Source organism: Streptomyces sp. NPDC104307, assembly GCF_055584045.1.
Window position 1 is genome coordinate 1271911 of record NZ_JBVJMU010000001.1, and the last position, 18173, is coordinate 1290083.

Here is an 18173-nt window from a genome sequence, read left to right on the forward strand (position 1 = left end):
TGGTGTCTCGCAGGGGGGGGGTCGGGGACGCGTGGGGCGGATGGATCATCCGCCGTTGATCGGGCGCGGCCCCCCGCCCCCGGACGTCCGGGGGAGGGCGGCGGCTCCGGTTCGCTCCGGTTCACCGGCGCGGCGGCTCCCCGAAGAGGTCCACGGCGACCCGTACGTCCCTGAGTGCCGACGCCAGCGCGCTGACCGAGCCGATCGCCCCCGCGATCAGCAGCAGCGAGCGGCGGAGCCGGGGAATCTCGGGCGCGCCGCTGACCGCCATCGCGTCCAGCGCCGCCAGCTCGTCCTCGGCGATCGCACGGTCCGGGAACTCCGCGGGATGTCCGGCCAGCTCGCGCCGGAGCCGGGAGACGGCCGTACGCAGCTCCGTCACCCTCGGGTCCTCGTTGCTGCTGGTCACCCGCGCCTGCCCCACGCTTTTCAACAAAGCACTCCCCCTCGCACATCCTTGTGCTGGTGTTTCGACCGAGTCCCGGACCGTGGTCAAGTGTCCGGGGGTGCGGGCAAGTTAACGCCATGAAAGGTGCCGGGCGCCACTCCACGGACGGAACCCGGTGTGTCCCGCGCGATCACAGCCAGTTGCAGAAACGGTCCATCCGTGCGGGAGCCCGGCTTGTGAGGTATCCAGGCCCCATGACAAGCAATCCGCTCGATTCCTCCCCTTCCGTCAACCCGGCCGTCGCCGGACTACTCCTCGCGGCGGGCGGCGGCCGCCGGCTGGGCGGCCGCCCGAAGGCGCTGCTGGAACACCGCGGCGGCCTCCTCGTCGACCACGCGGTACGCACCCTGCGGGACGGCGGCTGCGGGCCGGTCCATGTGGTGCTCGGCGCGGCGGCCGAGGAGGTACGGGCCAGGGCGGAGCTGTCCGGCTGCGCGGTGACCGTCAACCCGGAGTGGACCGAGGGCATGGGCTCCTCGCTGCGGGCGGGGCTCGCCGCCCTCGCCGGGACGGACGCGGACGCGGTCGTCGTCCTGCTGGTCGACCAGCCCGGCATCGGCGCCGGGGCGGTGGCGCGGGTGCGGTCCGCGTACCGCTCCCGCACGAGCCTGGCAGCGGCCTCGTACGCGGGTGAACGCGGCCATCCGGTGATGTTCGGGGCCGATCTGTGGGCAGACATCTCGGCGGGGGCGGTGGGCGATCAGGGGGCGCGCGCCTATCTGCGGGAGCACCGCGATGCGATCACGCTCGTCGAGTGTTCCGATGTGGCTCAGGCGTACGACATCGACACGGCGGAGGACCTGTACCACCTTGATTGAACGCACTGGCACGCTGCGCCAGCGAGGGCCCACTTCTGTCGACCCGGAGAATCTCGACATCAACAAACCATTGAACTTCCACCATGAGGAAACTACTATCCACTGGTCAGAAGCCCTCTGTACCCCAGACGGCGCCCACGGCCGTATTCCGGAGCCATGGCACGCCGTGCCATCTCAGGCGACCCGGCGGCCGTGAGACGCCGTCCGCACCGCCCGCTGAAGGAGTGACAGCTCATGTCCGCACCAGCGCCGTCCTCGCTGGCCATCGTCGATGCCGAGCCCCTGCCCCGGCAGGACGAGGTCCTCACCCCCGCGGCTCTCGCGTTCGTGGCCGAGCTGCACCGCCGGTTCACCCCGCGCCGTGACGAGCTCCTCGCCCGCCGCGGCGAGCGCCGCGCCGAGATCGCCCGCACCTCCACGCTGGACTTCCTGCCGGAGACCGCGGCGATCCGTGCGGACGACTCCTGGAAGGTCGCCCCGGCCCCCACGGCCCTGAACGACCGCCGGGTGGAGATCACCGGTCCCACCGACCGCAAGATGACCATCAACGCCCTGAACTCGGGCGCCAAGGTCTGGCTCGCCGACTTCGAGGACGCGTCCGCCCCCACGTGGGAGAACGTCGTCCTCGGCCAGCTCAACTTGATCGACGCCTACAACCGCGCCATCGACTTCACCGACCCGAAGTCCGGCAAGTCCTACGCCCTGAAGCCCGCCGACGAGCTCGCGACTGTCGTCACCCGCCCGCGCGGCTGGCACCTGGACGAACGCCACCTCCAGCTCGACGGCACCCCGGTGCCCGGCGCGCTGGTCGACTTCGGCCTCTACTTCTTCCACAACGCCCAGCGCCTCATCGACCTCGGCAAGGGCCCGTACTTCTACCTGCCGAAGACGGAGTCGCACCTGGAGGCCCGCCTCTGGAACGACATCTTCGTCTTCGCGCAGGACTACAACGACATCCCGCAGGGCACCGTCCGCGCCACGGTCCTGATCGAGACGATCACCGCCGCGTACGAGATGGAGGAGATCCTCTACGAGCTCCGCGACCACGCCTCCGGGCTGAACGCCGGCCGCTGGGACTACCTCTTCTCCATCGTCAAGAACTTCCGTGACGGCGGCGCCAAGTTCGTCCTGCCGGACCGCAACGCGGTGACGATGACCGCCCCGTTCATGCGGGCGTACACCGAACTCCTCGTCCGCACCTGCCACAAGCGCGGCGCCCACGCGATCGGCGGCATGGCGGCCTTCATCCCGTCCCGCCGCGACGCCGAGGTCAACAAGGTCGCCTTCGAGAAGGTCAAGGCCGACAAGGACCGCGAGGCCGGCGACGGCTTCGACGGCTCCTGGGTCGCCCACCCCGACCTGGTCCCGATCGCGATGGCCTCCTTCGACGCGGTCCTCGGCGAGAAGCCGAACCAGAAGGAGCGCCTGCGCGAGGACGTCTCGGTGGCCGCCGGCGATCTGATCGCCATCGACACCCTGCACGCCAAGCCCACCTACGACGGTCTGCGAAACGCCGTCGCGGTCGGCATCCGCTACATCGAGGCCTGGCTGCGCGGCATGGGCGCGGTCGCCATCTTCAACCTGATGGAGGACGCGGCCACCGCCGAGATCTCCCGCTCGCAGATCTGGCAGTGGATCAACGCGGACGTGGTCTTCGAGAACGGCGAGCACGCCACGGCGGAGCTGGCCCGCAAGGTCGCAGCCGAGGAACTGGCCGCGATCCGCGCCGAGACCGGCGACGAGGCCTTCACCGCCGGCAAGTGGCAGCAGGCCCACGACCTGCTGCTCCAGGTCTCCCTGGACCAGGACTACGCGGACTTCCTGACGCTGCCCGCGTACGAACAGCTGCGCTGACGCCTCCCGCGTACGCCTCCGCCCCCGGTACCGCACGGTGCCGGGGGCGGAGGCGTGCAGTGCCTGGCTCCCCCGTAGGACGTGCCTCAGACGATACGGATCGACGTGGCCTCGTGGACGACTGCGGAGCTCATCGCCGGTCCGTGGCAGGTCAGTTGGTGCGGTGGGGCGCGGCGGACCCGTACCTCGATGTCGTAGGCCGTCGGGCGGGGCCGGTGGCCGATGATCCGGATCAGCCAGTGGGCACCGACGCGGGAGGTCCCGGTGACCGTGTAGTCGTGCCGCCCGGCCGGACCAAAGCGTCCGATCAGGGCTGCCACAGCCGCCTGCTGGGGCGGAGGGAGATCCGTGTATCCGCGCAGATGTTCCGCGTGGATCCGTCCGGCCAGGTGTTCGCCGACCACTTCGACGGATGACCCGGCGTCCAGACCCCCGTAGTAGACACCGTCGGGTGCGACGACGATATTGGCGGCGAACCGGTCACCACCGACATGCGTGCACTCCCACACCAGCTCTGGCCAGCGCTCGTCCAGAGCGCGCCCCACGGGCCGTCCGCGCACCGCGCAGCAGGTGTCGTGCTGACCGTGGGTGCAGACGAGCACGACGGGAGGGAGGCCGGTTTCTCCCGGAGCGCCGAGCTCTCCCGGAGCGCCGAGCTCTCCCGGAGTGCCGAGCGCTGCCGGGGTTCCGAGCGCTGCGGCGACCTCCGCCAGGTCCTCGCCCCGGCTCCACGTGCCCCACTGCTGGCGATGGGCGCCGGAGCCGTCGTAGCGCAGCACCGCCCAGCACTTCGGGCCCTCGCGCCTGCGGCGTCCATGGCGTCTGATCAGGAGGACGCGCGCCCTCGCCGCCTGGGCGGAGGCGAACAGGAGCGCTTTGACACCGGGCGGCAGGTCGAGGCCGTCGAAGCCGTTGACCGGCCATCCGCCCCGGTACTCGATGAGGACCCAGACGAGGCCGTACGGGGCCGTGCCGATGATGGGGTCGCCTCGGCCCCGGGCGGCGTCGGCGCAGAAGAAACGCTCCGTCTCCCTCACTCGGTCACCGCGGCGGCGTCACGGTCCGGCGGGCACGAGCACGCCCGCGTGCAGCAGTCTCCCGGCGAGCTCGACGCCGAGGTCCCCGGCCGTGCGGACCTCCCCGTCGAGCAGACGGGTCAGCGACGGCAGATCCTTCTCCTCCACGTCGAGCCGGCCGACGCGGGTGGTCAGCCGCCCGCCCTCCAGCCGTGGTTCCAGTGCCTCCCGGAGCCGGACGGGGGTCCGGGGGCCGAGGCCGTCGACGGCGGCGAGCTGCGCCAGTGGCCCCAGCGGTGCCGGCCGTCCCTGCGCCCGGCGCGCGTGGTGGAACAGCGGAGCGGCGTCGGACTCCGTGACCGCCGCGACGAGCCGTTCGCGCACCAGGTCCATCTCGCCGGCCGGCCCGTCCACGCCGAGGGGCAGGGAACCTCGCATGCCCGGGTCGTCGCGCAGCGCCGCGAGGGCGGCCTGGGCAAGCTGTTCCGCCAGCTCGTAGCGGGTCCGGTTGTGGATCCCGAGCGTCAGGTGGATCGAGACCTCGCCCTGCGCCTCTGCGGCGTGCAGCCAGCCTCTGGGCAGGTAGAGGACATCACCCGGTGCGAGCACGGTGTCGATGTGGGGCTCGCCCTCTGCGGCCTCGGCGACGGCGGCGCGGTGATCGGTCCAGGGCTGGTCACGCAGCGGGTCGGGGTGTACGGGCCGGTGGACGATCCAGCGCTTGCTGCCCTCGATCTGGAGGACGAAGACATCGTGGACGTCGTAGTGGTCGTCGAACCCTCGGTTCTGGGGCGGGGTGACGTACGCGTTGGCCTGTACGGGATGTCCCAGTTCCCCGCTCAGCGCGGTACTGAAGTCCGCGACCGGGCCCCACGTGCGCTGCAGGGCCTGCAGGACGAGTGTGGCGCCGTCGGCGAACTCGCGCCACAGGGCGGTGTCGTCGAGCTGGTCGGAGATGGTGGCGCCCACGCCCGCGGAGGAGGTGAACGAGGACGCGGGAAGCGTGGCGCCGTTCTTGGCGACGCGGAGGAAAGGGGTACGCAGTCCGCGACGCGAGATGAGTTCGTCCACTGCGTCGGCGGAGAACAGGTCCGAGAAGTCGTCGGCGCGACGGGTGAGCAGCGCCGTGCGCGCCCAGACGTCACGGGCGAACTCCTCCCTGCGCAGTCGGGTCAGACGTGTCTCCAGGACCCCGGCGCCCGCCGTCGCGGCACCGGGGTCCTGGAGCTCGGTCCGGGACGCGCTCAAGAACCGTTGCCGGACCGGTCCGCACCGCCGTCCGCTCCACCGTCGGCACCGCCGTCGTGGACACCCGGCGTACCCGCCGCGCCACCGTCCGCCGGACCCTCCGCACCGCCGTCAGCACCGCCGTCAGCACCACCGTCGTGGACACCCGGCGTACCCGCCGCGCCACCGTCCGCCGGACCCTCCGCACCGCCGTCAGCACCGCCGTCGTGGACACCCGGCGTACCGGCCGCGCCACCGTCCGCCGGACCTTCTTGCTGGTTCGGGTCCTGCTCGGGGTTGGTCATGGTTCCTCCCGCGCATCGATAGGGCTGGGGGCGGGCCCCCGTCCTGGGGGCCCGTATGTCGGGCAGGGTGACCGCTCATGGGCACCGCGATCAGCGTACCGCTATGAGCGGAAAGTATCGATTTGGCGGTATATGGCCAGGTGTGGGCTCGCAGGCTCGCGGAGTCCCGGCGGGGCTCCGCGAGCCGATACGCGCCTTCCCGGCCGTCCTCCGACCGCTACTTCAGCCCGGAATCGAGGGCGCCCAGCAGGGTGCCCTGCGGGGTGTCGCCCGACATCTCCCAGACCATGACGCCCAGCAGGCCCTTGTCCTTCACGTAGGCCGTCTTCTTGCCGATCGACCAGGTGTCGTCGAAGGACCACCACTGGTTGCCGGTGTAGCCGTACGTGGAGATGGACTGCTCGTCGTGATGGACCGTCATCGTCGGATAGGCGCCGATGAGGTTGGAGTAGCCCCGGGTGCCGGCCTCCTCCGCGAACTGACCGGGTGCGGCCCCGCCCGCAGGCTGCCATTCGCCTGCCGCGCCGCCGTCGGTGACGTTCTGCCAGCCCCGGCCGTAGAACGGGATGCCGAGGGTCAGCTTGCGGGGTTCGACGCCCGCGTCGGTGTACGCCTTGATCGCGGTGTCCGCGCTGAAGTGGAAGTCGTACGGGTCCTGCTCGTCGTTGTAGAGGTTGGCCTGGTGACCGGTGCGGTTCGGCTCCCAGGAGTTGTCGCTGCCCGAGCCGTGGAAGTCGTAGCCCTGGACGTTGGCGACGTCGAGCGAGTCGAAGACCTTGGACAGGTCCCAGCCCTCGTCGATCTTCTGCGGATCGGCGGGGGTGAAGGCGGTGAGCAGGCGGTGGCCGCCGCCCAGCGCGTCGAGCTGCTTGCGGAACTCCGCGAGCAGCAGGGTGAGGTTGTTCTTGTCGTCGGGTGAGTAGTGGTTGCCGGGGTGTCCGGTGCCGGTGCCCGGCCACTCCCAGTCGATGTCGAAGCCGTCGAAGATGCCGGCCGCCGTGCCGGGGCCGCCCGCGCCGCCGTACTCGGGCAGGTTGCCCTTGATGTACATGTCGATGCAGGAGGAGACGAACTTCTTGCGGGCCGCGTCACTGGCCGCCACGTCGGAGAAGTACTTGGAGTACGTCCAGCCGCCGAGCGAGACCACGATCTTCAGGTCCGGGTGCAGCTTCTTCAGCTTCTTCAACTGGTTGAAGTTGCCGCGCAGTTTGCCCCAGCCGTCGTCCGCGACACCGTCGACCGACTGGGCGGCGCTGAACGGGCGGGTGTAGTCGGCGTCCGCGTCACCGGCGCCGGTGCCCTGCTCGGGGTCCTCGGGGTCGGCGGTGGTGCCCTTGGTGACGCCGTTCAGGCAGGTGAGGTTGTTGGGGTCGATGTTGGCGAAGGCGTAGTTGACGATGTCGAGCTTGCCGGCGGCCCCGGAGTCCTGGAGGTTCTTCACGAAGTACTGGCGGCCGTAGATGCCCCACTGGACGAAGTAGCCGACCTTGGCGTAGTTGCCGGCGCCGACGATGTCGTCGGTCTTGACCCTGAGCGCGTTGCTCGCCGCAGAGGCGTTGTCGGCGGGGTCGCGGGCCTTGACCGTGAAGGTGTACGAGGTCGAGGGGGACAGGCCGCCGATGGTGGCGGTGGTCGTGGTGCCGGAGACCGTGGTGGCCAGGGCGCCGCCCTTGAAGATGTCGTACGCGGCGACCCGCTGGTTGTCCGTGGCGGCGGTCCAGGCCAGCGTGACGGACGAGGAGTCGGTGGCGGTGGAGTGCAGCGCGCCGGGGGCCGTCGGCGGGGAGGTGTCGGTGGCCGGATCGACGGTGGTGACGGTCAGCGGGGCGCTCCCGGCCGAGGTGTTGCCCCGGGTGTCCTTGGCCCGGACGGTGAAGGCGTAGGCGGTGGCAGGGGTCAGGCCGGTGACCGTGGCGGAGGTCGCGGCGGAGGCAGACCCCACCACCTTGCCGCCCGCCAGGATGTCGTACGAGGCCACGGGGAAGTCCCCGGCTGCGGCGGCCGTCCAGGACAGCGAGGCGGTGCGGGCGGTGACATCGGTCTGCTTCAGCCCGCCGGGCGCACCGGGCGGCGCGTCCGCGGAGCCGTCGCACTTGTCGCCGTTGATCCGGCAGCCGGTGGGCGCGGTGATCGGTCCGGTGGCGACGAACCAGAAGCTGTACGGCTCGGTGGTGCCGTGTGCGGCGACCGTGCCGTTGTAGTGGGCGTTGACCGCGGTGATGTGGCTGCCCTGGGTGGTGACGGTGCCGTTGTAGGAGGTGTCGATCGCGACCCCGGACGGCAGGTCGAATTCGAGGCTCCAGCCGGTGACGGCGGTGTCGGTGTCGTTGTGCAGGATGTACGTCCCCTTCCACCAGGGGCCGTTGTCGGCCGAGGTGAACGTGGCCGTCAGCTTGCCCGCCGCGTGGGCGGGCGTGGCCTGGAGGGACAGCAGGGCGAGTAGGAGGGCGAGTGCGGCGACCAGCGCGGTCGCCGTTCTCCGTCTGAGAGGCATGTGCTCGAACATGGTTCTCCCTTGTGGCAGGGACCCGTGAGGAGGTCCTGAGGGGGGAGCTGGTGTCCTTCGTTCCATGGAGCACAGGGGAAACTAAATGGTCTGGACCACCACGTCAATAGGTACAGACCAATGGGTGCGGACCGCTCATGACGTCCCCACCGCTCCCAGCGCCACGAACGCGCAGATCAGCACCGCCAGGACGGCGAGCAGCGGCCAGACGAAGCGCAGGTACTTGTCATAGCCCACCTTGGCCAGCGCCACCCCGCCGATCGTCACCGCCGTCGTGGGCACCCACAGGTTCATCCAGCCGCTGGCCGCCTGCCAGGCCGTGACGACGACCGCGCGCGAGACGCCCGCGAAGTCGGCCAGCGGGGCCAGGATCGGCATGGCCAGGGTCGCGTGCCCCGAGGTGGACGGGATGAGGAAGGCCAGCGGGAGGTTGACGACGAACACGACGACCGCGAACACCGCGGAGGAGGTGCCGGAGACCACGCCCTCGATGGAGTGCAGGACGGTGTCGGTGATGCGGGAGTTGTTCATGATGACCGTGACCCCGCGGGCCAGCACGATGACCAGTGCGGGCGAGATGAAGTCGGCGGCGCCCTGGACGACCGTCGCGCTGATCTTCTGCTCCCCGAACCGGGCGACGATCCCGACGAGAACGGCCGCCACCAGGAAGAGCGCGGCGAGCTGCGGGAAGGACCAGCCGAGCTCGAAGCCGTACGGGGTGGCGTCCGCCTTGCCGGTGAGGGCGCTGGACCACGGGACCACGGAGAAGATCATGAAGGCGAAGGTCAGCCCGACCAGGACCAGGACCAGGCGGTGGAGCGGGGTCAGTTCGGGCGGTTCGTCCGTGTCCGCCGCCGCGTGTTCGCGGTCGCCGGGCAGGAAGCCGGAGAGCGAGCGGTCCGGGTCCTTGCGCACGCGGTTGGCGTACCGGATCACGTAGCCGATCGTCACCGCCGTCAGGACGACCCACATCACCGCGCGCAGCACGATCCCGTCGCCCAGCGAGATGTCGGCGGCGGCGGAGGCGACCCCGGTGGCGAACGGGTTGACCGTGGAGCAGAGCACGCCGACGCCCGCGCCGAGGATGATCGTGCCGGTGGCGACCATCCGGTCGTAGCCGAGGGCGAGCATCAGCGGGACGATCAGCCCGTAGAAGCCGAGGGTCTCCTCCGCGAAGCCCTCGACCGTGCCGAGCAGCGAAAAGACCAGCATCACGCCCGCGATGAGCAGCGCGCCGCGCTCGCGCAGCCGGTGGGCGAGGCGGCCGATACCCAGGTCGAGCGCGCCGGTGGCGAAGACGACGGTGATGAAGGCGCCGATCGCGAGGACGAAGAGGAACACACCGGCGCTGCCGTACAGTTCGCCGGCCAGGTCCGGGCCGACCTGCCCGGACCTGGCGTCCTGCACCCCGTACAGACCGTTGACCGGGGAGAGGAAGAGGTCGTTCAGCCGGTCGACGACGCTCTGGCCGGAGGGGACGCGGTGGTACGTGCCCTGGACCGGCGCACCGTCCTTGGTGCGGTCGTACGCGCCGGACGGGATGAGGAAGGCCAGCGCCCAGACGGCGAGGGTGACGACGACCAGCACGGTCAGGGCGCTGGGGAAGACGAACTTCCGCCCCTCCGGGGGCTTCTCCTCCGTCGGGGTTCCGGTGTCCAGGGTGCTCACGCGGTGCTCCCGTCGCGGTGCGCGGCGGCGTACTCCCGCAGGAACGCGGCCTCCGCGATGACGGCGGAGCGGAGCTCGGAGAAGAGGACCCGCTCGTTGGGGGCGTGCAGATTGCACATGCTGTCCTGGGCGCCGAAGAGCAGGATCTCGGCGCCGGGGACGGCCTTGGCCAGGCCGTTGACGAGCGGGATCGAGCCGCCGCTCGCGACGAACGCGGGCTCCGCGCCCCAGCCCTCGCGCAGGGCGGTCAGCGCGGCCCGGTAGGCGGATCCGCCGGTCGCGGGTTCGAATCCGGGGCCGGTGTCGCCGGGGGTGACGGTGAGCGGGATTCCGAACGGGCGCAGTGCCGCCAGGTGGGTGACGAGCAGCCCGAGCGCCTCCTCCGGGTCCTGCTGGGGGTGGAAGCGCAGGTTCAGCTTCGCGCGGGCGTACGGGACGACGGCGGAGGCCGCCTGGTCGACGGACGGGGCGTCGATGCCGATGACGGTGATGGCGGGCCCGCTCCACAGCCGCTCGCCGAGGCTGCCGGATCCGGTGAGCGGTACCCCGTCACGGACCCCGGCCAGGGCGCGGAACTCCTCCTCGGTGTACGTCGTACCGCTCCACTCCTCGCGGCGCAGGCCCTCGACGGCGACGTCCCCGTACACGTCGTGCAGGGTGGCCAGCGCCTGGACCAGGGCGAGCAGCGCGTCGGGGGCGGCGCCGCCGAACTCGCCGCTGTGACGGGGTTCGTCCAGGGTCCGCGCCTCGACCACCAGCTCGGCGGCGCCGCGCAGGCCCGTGGTGAGCGTGGGGCTGCCGGGGCGGAGGTTCCCCATGTCCGCGATGACCATCGCATCGCAGGCGAAGCGGTCCGGGTCCGTGGGCGGGTAGTCGTCGAAGGCGCTGCCGTACTCCTCCTGGCCCTCCAGGACGATCCTGAGGCCGGTCGGCGGCCTGCCGCCGTACGCCCTCAGTACGCCGAGGTGCACGATCAGGTTCGACTTGTCGTCCGCGATGCCCCGGGCGCGCAGCCCGCCCGCCACGGGGGTGGGTTCGAACGGCGGCGAGAGCCACAGGGTCTCGTCGCCGGGGGGCTGTACGTCGTAGTGGCCGTAGAGCAGCACGGTCGGGGCGTCCGGCGTCGGCGGCGGGACCTCGGCGACGATGACCGGTGCGGTGTCCGGCAGGTCGAGGCGTTCGATCCGTTCGACGCCCGCACCGCGCAGCAGGTCCACGAGCAGGTCGTGGGCCTGGAGCACGGGTTCGGCGGGGAAGCCGGGGAACGCCACGGACGGGATGGTCGTCAGCCGCTCCAGGTCGGCGGTGAGCCCGTCCATCAGTGTGTCGACGCGGGAGCCCAGGTCCATCGCATCCCCTGTTCCTCGTGGAGTCCGGCAATGAGGTTCTGGGATCAAATGGATCATATGGGGCGGGCGCCCGCACGACTGAGGGCCGGTCAGCCGCCCAGCACGACGGTCCGCGAGGCGGAGAAGTCCCCCCACTTCCCGTCCGGGAGCTTGGCGCGGATCTTCATCGCGTAGCGGGTGCCGCGCGGGTCGCTGACGGTCAGCCGGTAGCTCGCCCGGCCCTCGGGCGGCTTGCCTCCCCAGACGATCGTGGTGGTCAGCCGGCCGTCCAGGTAGAGCTGGTAGGCGGGGATCTCGCCGCCGGTCCTCGGCTGCTTCCAGTCCAGGTCGACGGCGTACTCCTTGCCCTGGGCGGTGCTGGTGATCCGCAGGTCCGTGGGGGCGGTGGAGGCGGGCGCGCCGGGGGCGGACGCGGTGGTGAGGTCGAAGGAGTCGCTGTCCTTGGACGAGGTGTCGGCGGCGTCCCTGGCGCGGACGGTGAAGGTGTAGACCGTGCCGGGCCGCAGCCCGGTCAGGCGGGCCGTGGTCTGCGTGCCGGGCACGGTGTGGATGCGCGAGCCCTCCTGGTAGATGTCGTACGAGGTGACGCCGACGTCGTCCGTGGAGCCGCCCCAGGACAGCGTCGCCGCCCGGCTGCCGTCGGCCTTGCCGCGCAGCCGCACCGGCCGGGTGGGGGCCTCGTGGTCGGCCGGGGTCGGTGCCGGGGTGGTGACGGAGGCGGCGGCGCTCGGCGCGGAGAGGTTTCCGGCGGCGTCGCGGGCGCGGACGGTGAAGCTGTAGGCGGTGGAGGCCGTCAGCCCGTCGATGTCGATCATCACCCTGGCGGCCGGGACGGTCTTGACCTTCCTGCCCTTGCGGTAGATCTCGTACGCGGTGACGGCCTTGTCGTCGGTGGCCGCCTCCCACATCACGTGCGCCGAGGTGGCGCTGCCGGCCTGTACGGTCACCCCGCGCGGCGCCGTGGGGCTGCTGGTGTCGGCCTCGGCGTCGGAGCCGCAGGCGGTCAGGGTGGCGAGGAGCAGGGCGGCTGAGCAGGCCAACGCGGCTTTTGCGTGGGGGCGTTGCACGGTCTTGCCTTCCGTCCGGCAGCAATGGTCCAGACCTGTATCGCACGGCGTGGGGGTCCCCGACAAGAGGACGGAGCGGAACCTTCCGCAATGTGCCGGTGTGCACCTCGACCGGGCCGGGAAGTCCGCGCGCCGCCGACCGATGAGTTCGGGGCGCCCGGGGAGTCCGCACTGTATGGACAACGAGACGAAGACCGCTCCCCCGCAGGACCTGGCACCGGCGGCCCAGCAGATCGCCGGACTGCTCGACGCGGTGGACGACACCCGGCTGTCGGCACCGACCCCCTGCCCCGGCGTCACGGTGAGCGCCCTGCTCGCCCACATCGGCGGGCTCGCCGTGGCCTTCCGCGATGCCGCGCACAAGGAGCTGGGGGCGACGACCGACACGGCGCCCTCGGTGGAGGAGATGGTGCTCGCGGACGGCTGGCGCGGCACGCTGCCCCGGGCACTGGACGAGATGGTCACCGCCTGGCGCTCCCCGGAGGCCTGGCAGGGCATGACCCGGGCGGGCAGTGTGGACCTGCCGGGCGAGATCGCGGGCATGGTCGCGCTCAACGAGCTGGTGCTGCACGGCTGGGATCTGGCGAGGTCGACCGGGCAGCCGTTCCGGGCGGAGGAGGCGCACCTGGACTCCACGCTGGCGCTGCTGGCAGAGCTGGGCGACACCCCGCCGGCCGGTTCACCCTTCGGCCCGCCGGTCCCGGTGCCGGACGGCGCACCGCTGCTGGACCGGGCCGTCGCCCGCAGTGGCCGGCGCCCCGACTGGCAGCCGGTGGACTGACGCCCCGCACGCCGGGGCACGCTCGCCCGACCAGCTGACGGACGCCGCGAAGGGGACGTATCGCTCCCGCGAACTGGCAGGCTGGAGCGGTGAAGCTCAGCACGCGTTCCCTGATCGCACCGGCCGCCGCCCTCGCCCTGGCCGCGGCCGTGCTCTCCGGCTGCTCCGGGGCCGGTCCGGACGCCGCGTACGGCAAGGGGTCCGCGGCGGCCGGACTGGACGATCCGGCGAAGAAGGACATCGCCATGCGACTGGTCTCCAGCGCGGAGAACTCCACCCTGGACTGGAAGTCCCAGTACAAGTACATCGAGGACATCGACGACGGGCGCGGCTACACCGGGGGCATCATCGGCTTCTGCTCCGGTACCGGAGACATGCGCCGGGTCGTCGAGCGGTACGCGAAGGCACGGGCCGGAAATCCGCTGGAGCGGTTCGGGCCGGCGCTGCGGAAGGTCGAGGGCAGCGACTCGCACGCCGGGCTCGGCCGCCGCTTCACCGAGGCCTGGGCGGACGCGGCCGGTGACGCCGCCTTCCGGTCGGCGCAGGACGCCGAGCGGGACGCCTCGTACTTCGGCCCCTCGGTCGCGCAGGCCAAGGCGGACGGGCTCGGCGCGCTGGGCCAGTTCATCTACTACGACGCCCACGTGATGCACGGTTCGGGCGACGCGGAGGGCACGGTCGGCTTCCGCACCATGCGCCGCCGAGCGCTCGCCGAGGCGCGTCCCCCCGTGCGGGGCGGCGACGAGAGGGCGTATCTCGACGCGTTCCTGGACGTCCGGGTCGCGGCGATGCGCGAGGAGGAGCCCTCGCACACCGACACCAGCCGGGTCGAGACGGCCCAGCGGGTGTTCCTGAGGAAGGGCAATCTGAGCCTGGACCCGCCGCTCGACTGGAAGGTGTACGGCGACAGCTACCGGATCGACGGTCCGTAGGCCCTGTACTGGGTTGCCCCGAGCGCCACGAGCGGCCGACGGAATGATTTCCGGGCCGCGTCCAACTCGTATGCGTCACAGGGGTGTACGACACTCGTTCGACTCTGATAGGAAAGCTTCCTAACAGAAGAGTCGGAACGACGAACTCCCTTGGAGGACTGGTGAACGCTCCCCACAAGCGCACCGCACGTCGCAACACCCGTACGCTGCGCGTCGCGCTCGTCGCGCTCGGGCTGACACTCACGGCTGTTCCCGCCACCGCGTTCGCCGGCACCCCCGCACCGCCGGCCGTTCATCACCAGGAGGCCGCCGCGACCGGGCTGGACGATCCGGCGAAGAAGGACATCGCCATGCAGCTGGTCTCCAGCGCGGAGAACTCCTCGCTGGACTGGAAGTCCCAGTACAAGTACATCGAGGACATCGACGACGGCCGCGGCTACACCGCGGGCATCATCGGTTTCTGCTCAGGTACCGGCGACATGCTGGACCTGGTGGAGCTGTACACCCAGCGCGAGCCCGGCAACCCGCTCGCGAAGTACCTGCCCGCCCTGCGCGAGGTGGACGGCACGGACTCGCACGACGGGCTCGACCCCGGCTTCCAGGCCGCCTGGAAGAAGGCAGCGGCCGACTCTGCGTTCCAGCAGGCGCAGAACGACGAGCGCGACCGGGTGTACTTCGATCCGGCGGTCAGCCGGGGCAAGAGCGACGGGCTGGGCACGCTCGGCCAGTTCGCGTACTACGACGCCATCGTCATGCACGGCGACGGCGGCGACAGCACGAGCTTCAGCAGCATCCGCAAGCGTGCCCTCGCGAAGGCGAAGCCGCCGGCCCAGGGCGGCGACGAGGTCAGCTACCTCAACGCCTTCCTGGACGCGCGGGTCTGGGCCATGGAGCAGGAGGAGGCCCACTCGGACACCAGCCGGGTGGACACCGCCCAGCGGGTCTTCCTGAAGAACGGCAATCTGAACCTGGACCCGCCGCTCGACTGGAAGGTGTACGGCGACAGCTTCCACATCGGCTGACGGTTCCGGGCACGGCTGTGGCGCGTACGGCTCCCCCTCGCGGGCGGGGCCGTACGCGCCACAGCGCTGTGACGGTACGTCAGTGCACGTTCACCGGAGCCGCGTTGGCGAGCTCCTCGGTCACCGTCTCGGCATCCTCCTCCTCGTCCGGCTTGCGGCCGAGGTGGTTGAAGGCCAGGTTGAGGACGATCGCCACCACGCATCCGGTGGATATCCCGGAGTCCAGCACGACGAGCAGGTCCTTGGGGAACGCGTGGTAGAAGTCCGGCGCGGCGATCGGGATCAGGCCGATGCCGACGGCCGCGGCCACGATCAGCGCGTTCTCGCCCTTCTCCAGAGCGGCGGTCGCCAGGGTCTGGATGCCGCTCGCGGCGACCGAGCCGAAGAGCACGATGCCCGCGCCGCCGAGCACCGGCAGCGGGACGAGCGCGATCACGGACGCGGCCACCGGGACCAGGCCGAGCACGATGAGGATCCCGCCGCCCGTGGCCACCACGAAGCGGCTGCGGACCTTGGTCATCGCGACGAGCCCGATGTTCTGGGCGAAGGCGCTGCACATGAAGCCGTTGAACAGCGGGCTGAGGGCACTGCCCAGGGTGTCGGCGCGCAGGCCGCCCTCGATGGTCCGCTCATCGGCCGGGCGGTCGACGATCTTGCCGAGGGCCAGCATGTCCGCGGTCGACTCGGTCATGCAGACCAGCATGACGATGCACATCGAGACGATCGCGGCGATCTCGAACTGCGGTGCCCCGAAGTGGAACGGAGTGGGGAAGCCGACGACGTCGGCGTCCTTGATGGCACCGAAGTCGGTGATGCCGACCGGGATCGCGATGAGCGTGCCGGCGATGAGTCCGAGCAGGATCGCGATCTGCTGGAGGAAACCGCGGAGCAGCTTCCTCAGCGCGAGGACGATCACCAGGGTGACCGCCGCCATGATGATGTTGGTGGTGGAGCCGTAGTCGTCGGCCGTGGCGTTGCCGCCCTGGGACCAGTTGAAGGCGACCGGCAGCAGGGAGACACCGATCAGGGTGATGACCGTGCCGGTGACGACGGGCGGGAAGAAGCGGACGAGTTTGCAGAAGTAGGGCGCGAGGACGAAGCCGAGGAGGCTGGCGACGATGATCGCGCCGAAGATGACGGCGATCCCCTCGTGCCCCCGGTCCTTGCCGATCGCCACCATGGGTGTGACCCCGGCGAACGAGACGCCGTTGACGAACGGCAGCCGGGCGCCGATGCGCCAGAAGCCGAGGGTCTGGAGGAGGGTGGCGATGCCCGCGGTGAACAGGCTCGCCGCCACCAGGAAGGCGGTCTCCTTCGGGGTGAGCCCCACGGCGGGGCCCACCACCATGGGCGGGGCCACCACACCCGCGTACATCGCGGCCACGTGCTGAAGGCCGCTGGTGAACATCTTCAGTGGGGGAAGGGTCTCGTCGACCGGATGAGTGCGGTCGGACTTGGCCGGCTCCGATATGCCGGGGTCGGATGCTGCGTCTGCGTCATTGCGAAACCTGGGCGTAGCTGCCACGGCGGTTCCTCCGGTCGGGTACACGTCTGCGGCGACGTGGGTATCAGGGAGGTGGAGCGTTGGTGCAGTTCGTGCAGCTGGTGCGGGCAGCTTTGGGTTCAGCGGTACGGGGGGCGCGTACGTATGGGTACGCGCCCCCCGTACCGGTTGCCGTGGGCCCCGCTCGGGTCCACGGCGGCCGGTCGAGGGCCGTCCCCCTCGGCCGGCCAGTCAGGGGGCGCCGGGCGTCAGGCTCCGGCGGCGATCTGCGCGAGGCGGCGGGCCTCGTCGCGGGTGGCGCGGGCGATGGCGTCCTCGTCCACGGTGGTCAGGTGGTTGGCCTCGACGACCGGCTTGCCGTCGACGAGCGAGAGCGTGACGGGGGCCGCGGCGCCGAACACCAGGGCGGTCACCGGGTCGGCGATGGAGGCGTGGGCGATGGTGTCCAGCTTCCACAGGACCAGGTCCGCGAGCTTGCCGGGCTCCAGGGAGCCGATCTGGTCGGCGCGGCCGAGGACCTGGGCGCCGCCGTACGTGCCCAGGCGCAGCGCCTGACGGGCATTCAGGGCACGTTCGCGGTGCGGGCCGAGGCGGTTGATGAGGAGGGCGTTGCGCAGTTCGGTGTGGAGTTCGCCGGACTCGTTGGACGCGGTGCCGTCGACGCCGAGGCCGACCGGGACGCCGGCGGCGAGCATGTCCGGGACCCGGGCGATGCCCGCGGCGAGCCGGGCGTTGGAGGACGGGCAGTGGGCGACGCCGGTGCCGGTGCGGGCGAACGCGGCGATGTCGGAGTCGTTCATGTGGACGCAGTGCGCCATCCACACGTCCTCGCCGAGCCAGCCGGTCGACTCGAAGTAGTCGGTCGGGCCCATGCCGAACAGCTCGTGGCAGAACTTCTCCTCCTCCACGGTCTCCGAGCCGTGGGTGTGCAGCCGCACTCCGCGACGGCGGGCCAACTCAGCGCCCTGCTGCATCAGTTCGGTGGAGACGGAGAACGGGGAGCAGGGCGCGACGGCGATCTGGGTCATCGCGTCGAAGGAGGCGTCGTGGTGCGCGTCGATGGTGGCCTCGGTGGCGGCGAGCGCGCCTTCGAGGGTCTCCACGGCGAAGTCCGGCGGCAGCCCGCCGTCCTTCTCGCTGCGGTCCATGGAGCCGCGGGCGAGGGTGAACCGTACGCCCATGTCACGGGCGGCGCCGATGATCGCGCCGGACAGGTCGCCTGAGCCCCGCGGGTACACGTAGTGGTGGTCCATCGCGGTGGTGACACCGCCGCGGGCCAGCATGGCGAGCGAGCCCTGCGCGGCGGCACGGGCCATCGGCTCGTCGATGCGCGCCCAGGTCGGGTACAGCGCGACCAGCCACTCGAAGAGGTTGTGGTCGGTCGCCAGGCCGCGGGTGATCCACTGGTAGAAGTGGTGGTGCGTGTTGATCAGGCCGGGTGTGACGAGATGGCCGGTGCCGTCGATCCGGCGTACGACGTTATCCAGGCCCTCGGGTGCCCGGCCGGCGCCGACCGACTCGATGCGGTTGCCGGCGACGACGACGTGGCCCGAGGCGTACTCGGTGTCGTCGGCGTCGACGGTGGCGATCGAACAGTTCTCGATGACGATGCGTTCCACGCGCTCGGTCGCTGCCTGTGCTGCCATGGTGCTTCCTTCTCTCATCAGCGATGTGGG

General features: G+C 71.1%; 15 protein-coding genes. 5 read left to right on the forward strand and 10 right to left on the reverse strand.

The window, feature by feature from the left end; genetic code table 11:
* Positions 1-121: 121 nt before the first annotated feature.
* Positions 122-424, reverse strand: a complete 303-nt coding sequence (locus tag ACZ601_RS05180) for a DUF5955 family protein (protein ID WP_199884385.1) — start codon at positions 422-424, stop codon at positions 122-124.
* A gap of 218 nt (positions 425-642) precedes the next feature.
* Between ACZ601_RS05180 and ACZ601_RS05185 the strand changes: the two genes are divergently transcribed.
* Together ACZ601_RS05185 and aceB are read left to right on the forward strand one after the other, a co-directional pair.
* On the forward strand, positions 643-1266 hold the full coding sequence (locus ACZ601_RS05185; RefSeq protein ID WP_469533125.1) for a nucleotidyltransferase family protein: 624 nt from the start codon (positions 643-645) through the stop codon (positions 1264-1266).
* Between the two features lie 234 nt (positions 1267-1500).
* On the forward strand, positions 1501-3120 hold the full coding sequence (aceB, locus tag ACZ601_RS05190) for a malate synthase A (RefSeq protein WP_469533127.1): 1620 nt from the start codon (positions 1501-1503) through the stop codon (positions 3118-3120).
* An 86-nt stretch (positions 3121-3206) separates the two neighbouring features.
* On the opposite strand, the gene ACZ601_RS05195 is transcribed toward aceB, so the two are convergent.
* The 7 genes from ACZ601_RS05195 to ACZ601_RS05225 all read right to left on the reverse strand — a co-directional run bounded on the left by ACZ601_RS05195 (position 3207) and on the right by ACZ601_RS05225 (position 12258).
* Complete coding sequence (locus tag ACZ601_RS05195; protein ID WP_469533131.1) at positions 3207-4157, reverse strand: sucrase ferredoxin; 951 nt, start codon at positions 4155-4157, stop codon at positions 3207-3209.
* 18 nt (positions 4158-4175) lie between these two features.
* On the reverse strand, positions 4176-5384 hold the full coding sequence (locus ACZ601_RS05200) for a cupin domain-containing protein (RefSeq protein ID WP_469533134.1): 1209 nt from the start codon (positions 5382-5384) through the stop codon (positions 4176-4178).
* Complete coding sequence (locus ACZ601_RS05205) at positions 5381-5668, reverse strand: BatC protein (protein ID WP_469533137.1); 288 nt, start codon at positions 5666-5668, stop codon at positions 5381-5383. The genes ACZ601_RS05200 and ACZ601_RS05205 overlap by 4 nt, the downstream gene beginning before the upstream one ends.
* Positions 5669-5885: 217 nt before the next feature.
* Positions 5886-8174, reverse strand: a complete 2289-nt coding sequence (locus ACZ601_RS05210; RefSeq protein WP_469533139.1) for a glycosyl hydrolase family 18 protein — start codon at positions 8172-8174, stop codon at positions 5886-5888.
* A gap of 135 nt (positions 8175-8309) precedes the next feature.
* On the reverse strand, positions 8310-9833 hold the full coding sequence (locus ACZ601_RS05215) for a YfcC family protein (RefSeq protein WP_469533873.1): 1524 nt from the start codon (positions 9831-9833) through the stop codon (positions 8310-8312).
* A 5-nt stretch (positions 9834-9838) separates the two neighbouring features.
* Entirely contained in the window at positions 9839-11191 is a 1353-nt protein-coding gene (locus ACZ601_RS05220; protein WP_469533142.1) for a M20/M25/M40 family metallo-hydrolase, read from the reverse strand.
* An 89-nt stretch (positions 11192-11280) separates the two neighbouring features.
* Positions 11281-12258 (reverse strand): fibronectin type III domain-containing protein, encoded by a 978-nt coding sequence (locus tag ACZ601_RS05225; RefSeq protein ID WP_469533144.1) that lies wholly within the window; start codon positions 12256-12258, stop codon positions 11281-11283.
* Between the two features lie 175 nt (positions 12259-12433).
* Here ACZ601_RS05225 and ACZ601_RS05230 point away from each other — a divergent pair, with 175 nt between their 5' ends.
* From ACZ601_RS05230 to ACZ601_RS05240, 3 genes are all read left to right on the forward strand, one after another.
* A complete protein-coding gene (locus tag ACZ601_RS05230; RefSeq protein ID WP_469533147.1) occupies positions 12434-13039 on the forward strand; it encodes a TIGR03086 family metal-binding protein in 606 nt (201 codons plus the stop codon).
* 89 nt (positions 13040-13128) lie between these two features.
* On the forward strand, positions 13129-13971 hold the full coding sequence (locus tag ACZ601_RS05235) for a chitosanase (protein WP_469533150.1): 843 nt from the start codon (positions 13129-13131) through the stop codon (positions 13969-13971).
* Between the two features lie 161 nt (positions 13972-14132).
* Complete coding sequence (locus ACZ601_RS05240; RefSeq protein WP_469533153.1) at positions 14133-14993, forward strand: chitosanase; 861 nt, start codon at positions 14133-14135, stop codon at positions 14991-14993.
* 79 nt (positions 14994-15072) lie between these two features.
* Here the strand turns inward: ACZ601_RS05240 and ACZ601_RS05245 are convergent, their stop codons facing one another.
* Both ACZ601_RS05245 and ACZ601_RS05250 read right to left on the reverse strand, forming a co-directional pair.
* Positions 15073-16518: a nucleobase:cation symporter-2 family protein gene (locus ACZ601_RS05245; RefSeq protein WP_469533155.1), complete on the reverse strand. Its 1446-nt coding sequence runs from the start codon at positions 16516-16518 to the stop codon at positions 15073-15075.
* A 227-nt stretch (positions 16519-16745) separates the two neighbouring features.
* Positions 16746-18143: an 8-oxoguanine deaminase gene (locus ACZ601_RS05250; protein ID WP_469533157.1), complete on the reverse strand. Its 1398-nt coding sequence runs from the start codon at positions 18141-18143 to the stop codon at positions 16746-16748.
* Positions 18144-18173: the final 30 nt, after the last annotated feature.

Coding starts and splice junctions, on each gene's coding strand:
- ACZ601_RS05185 (WP_469533125.1), top strand. CDS start 643: ATGACAAGCAATCCGCTCGATTCCTCCCCTTCCGTCAACCCGGCCGTC.
- aceB (WP_469533127.1), top strand. CDS start 1,501: ATGTCCGCACCAGCGCCGTCCTCGCTGGCCATCGTCGATGCCGAGCCC.
- ACZ601_RS05205 (WP_469533137.1), bottom strand. CDS start 5,668: ATGACCAACCCCGAGCAGGACCCGAACCAGCAAGAAGGTCCGGCGGAC.
- ACZ601_RS05210 (WP_469533139.1), bottom strand. CDS start 8,174: ATGTTCGAGCACATGCCTCTCAGACGGAGAACGGCGACCGCGCTGGTC.
- ACZ601_RS05220 (WP_469533142.1), bottom strand. CDS start 11,191: ATGGACCTGGGCTCCCGCGTCGACACACTGATGGACGGGCTCACCGCC.
- ACZ601_RS05230 (WP_469533147.1), top strand. CDS start 12,434: ATGGACAACGAGACGAAGACCGCTCCCCCGCAGGACCTGGCACCGGCG.
- ACZ601_RS05250 (WP_469533157.1), bottom strand. CDS start 18,143: ATGGCAGCACAGGCAGCGACCGAGCGCGTGGAACGCATCGTCATCGAG.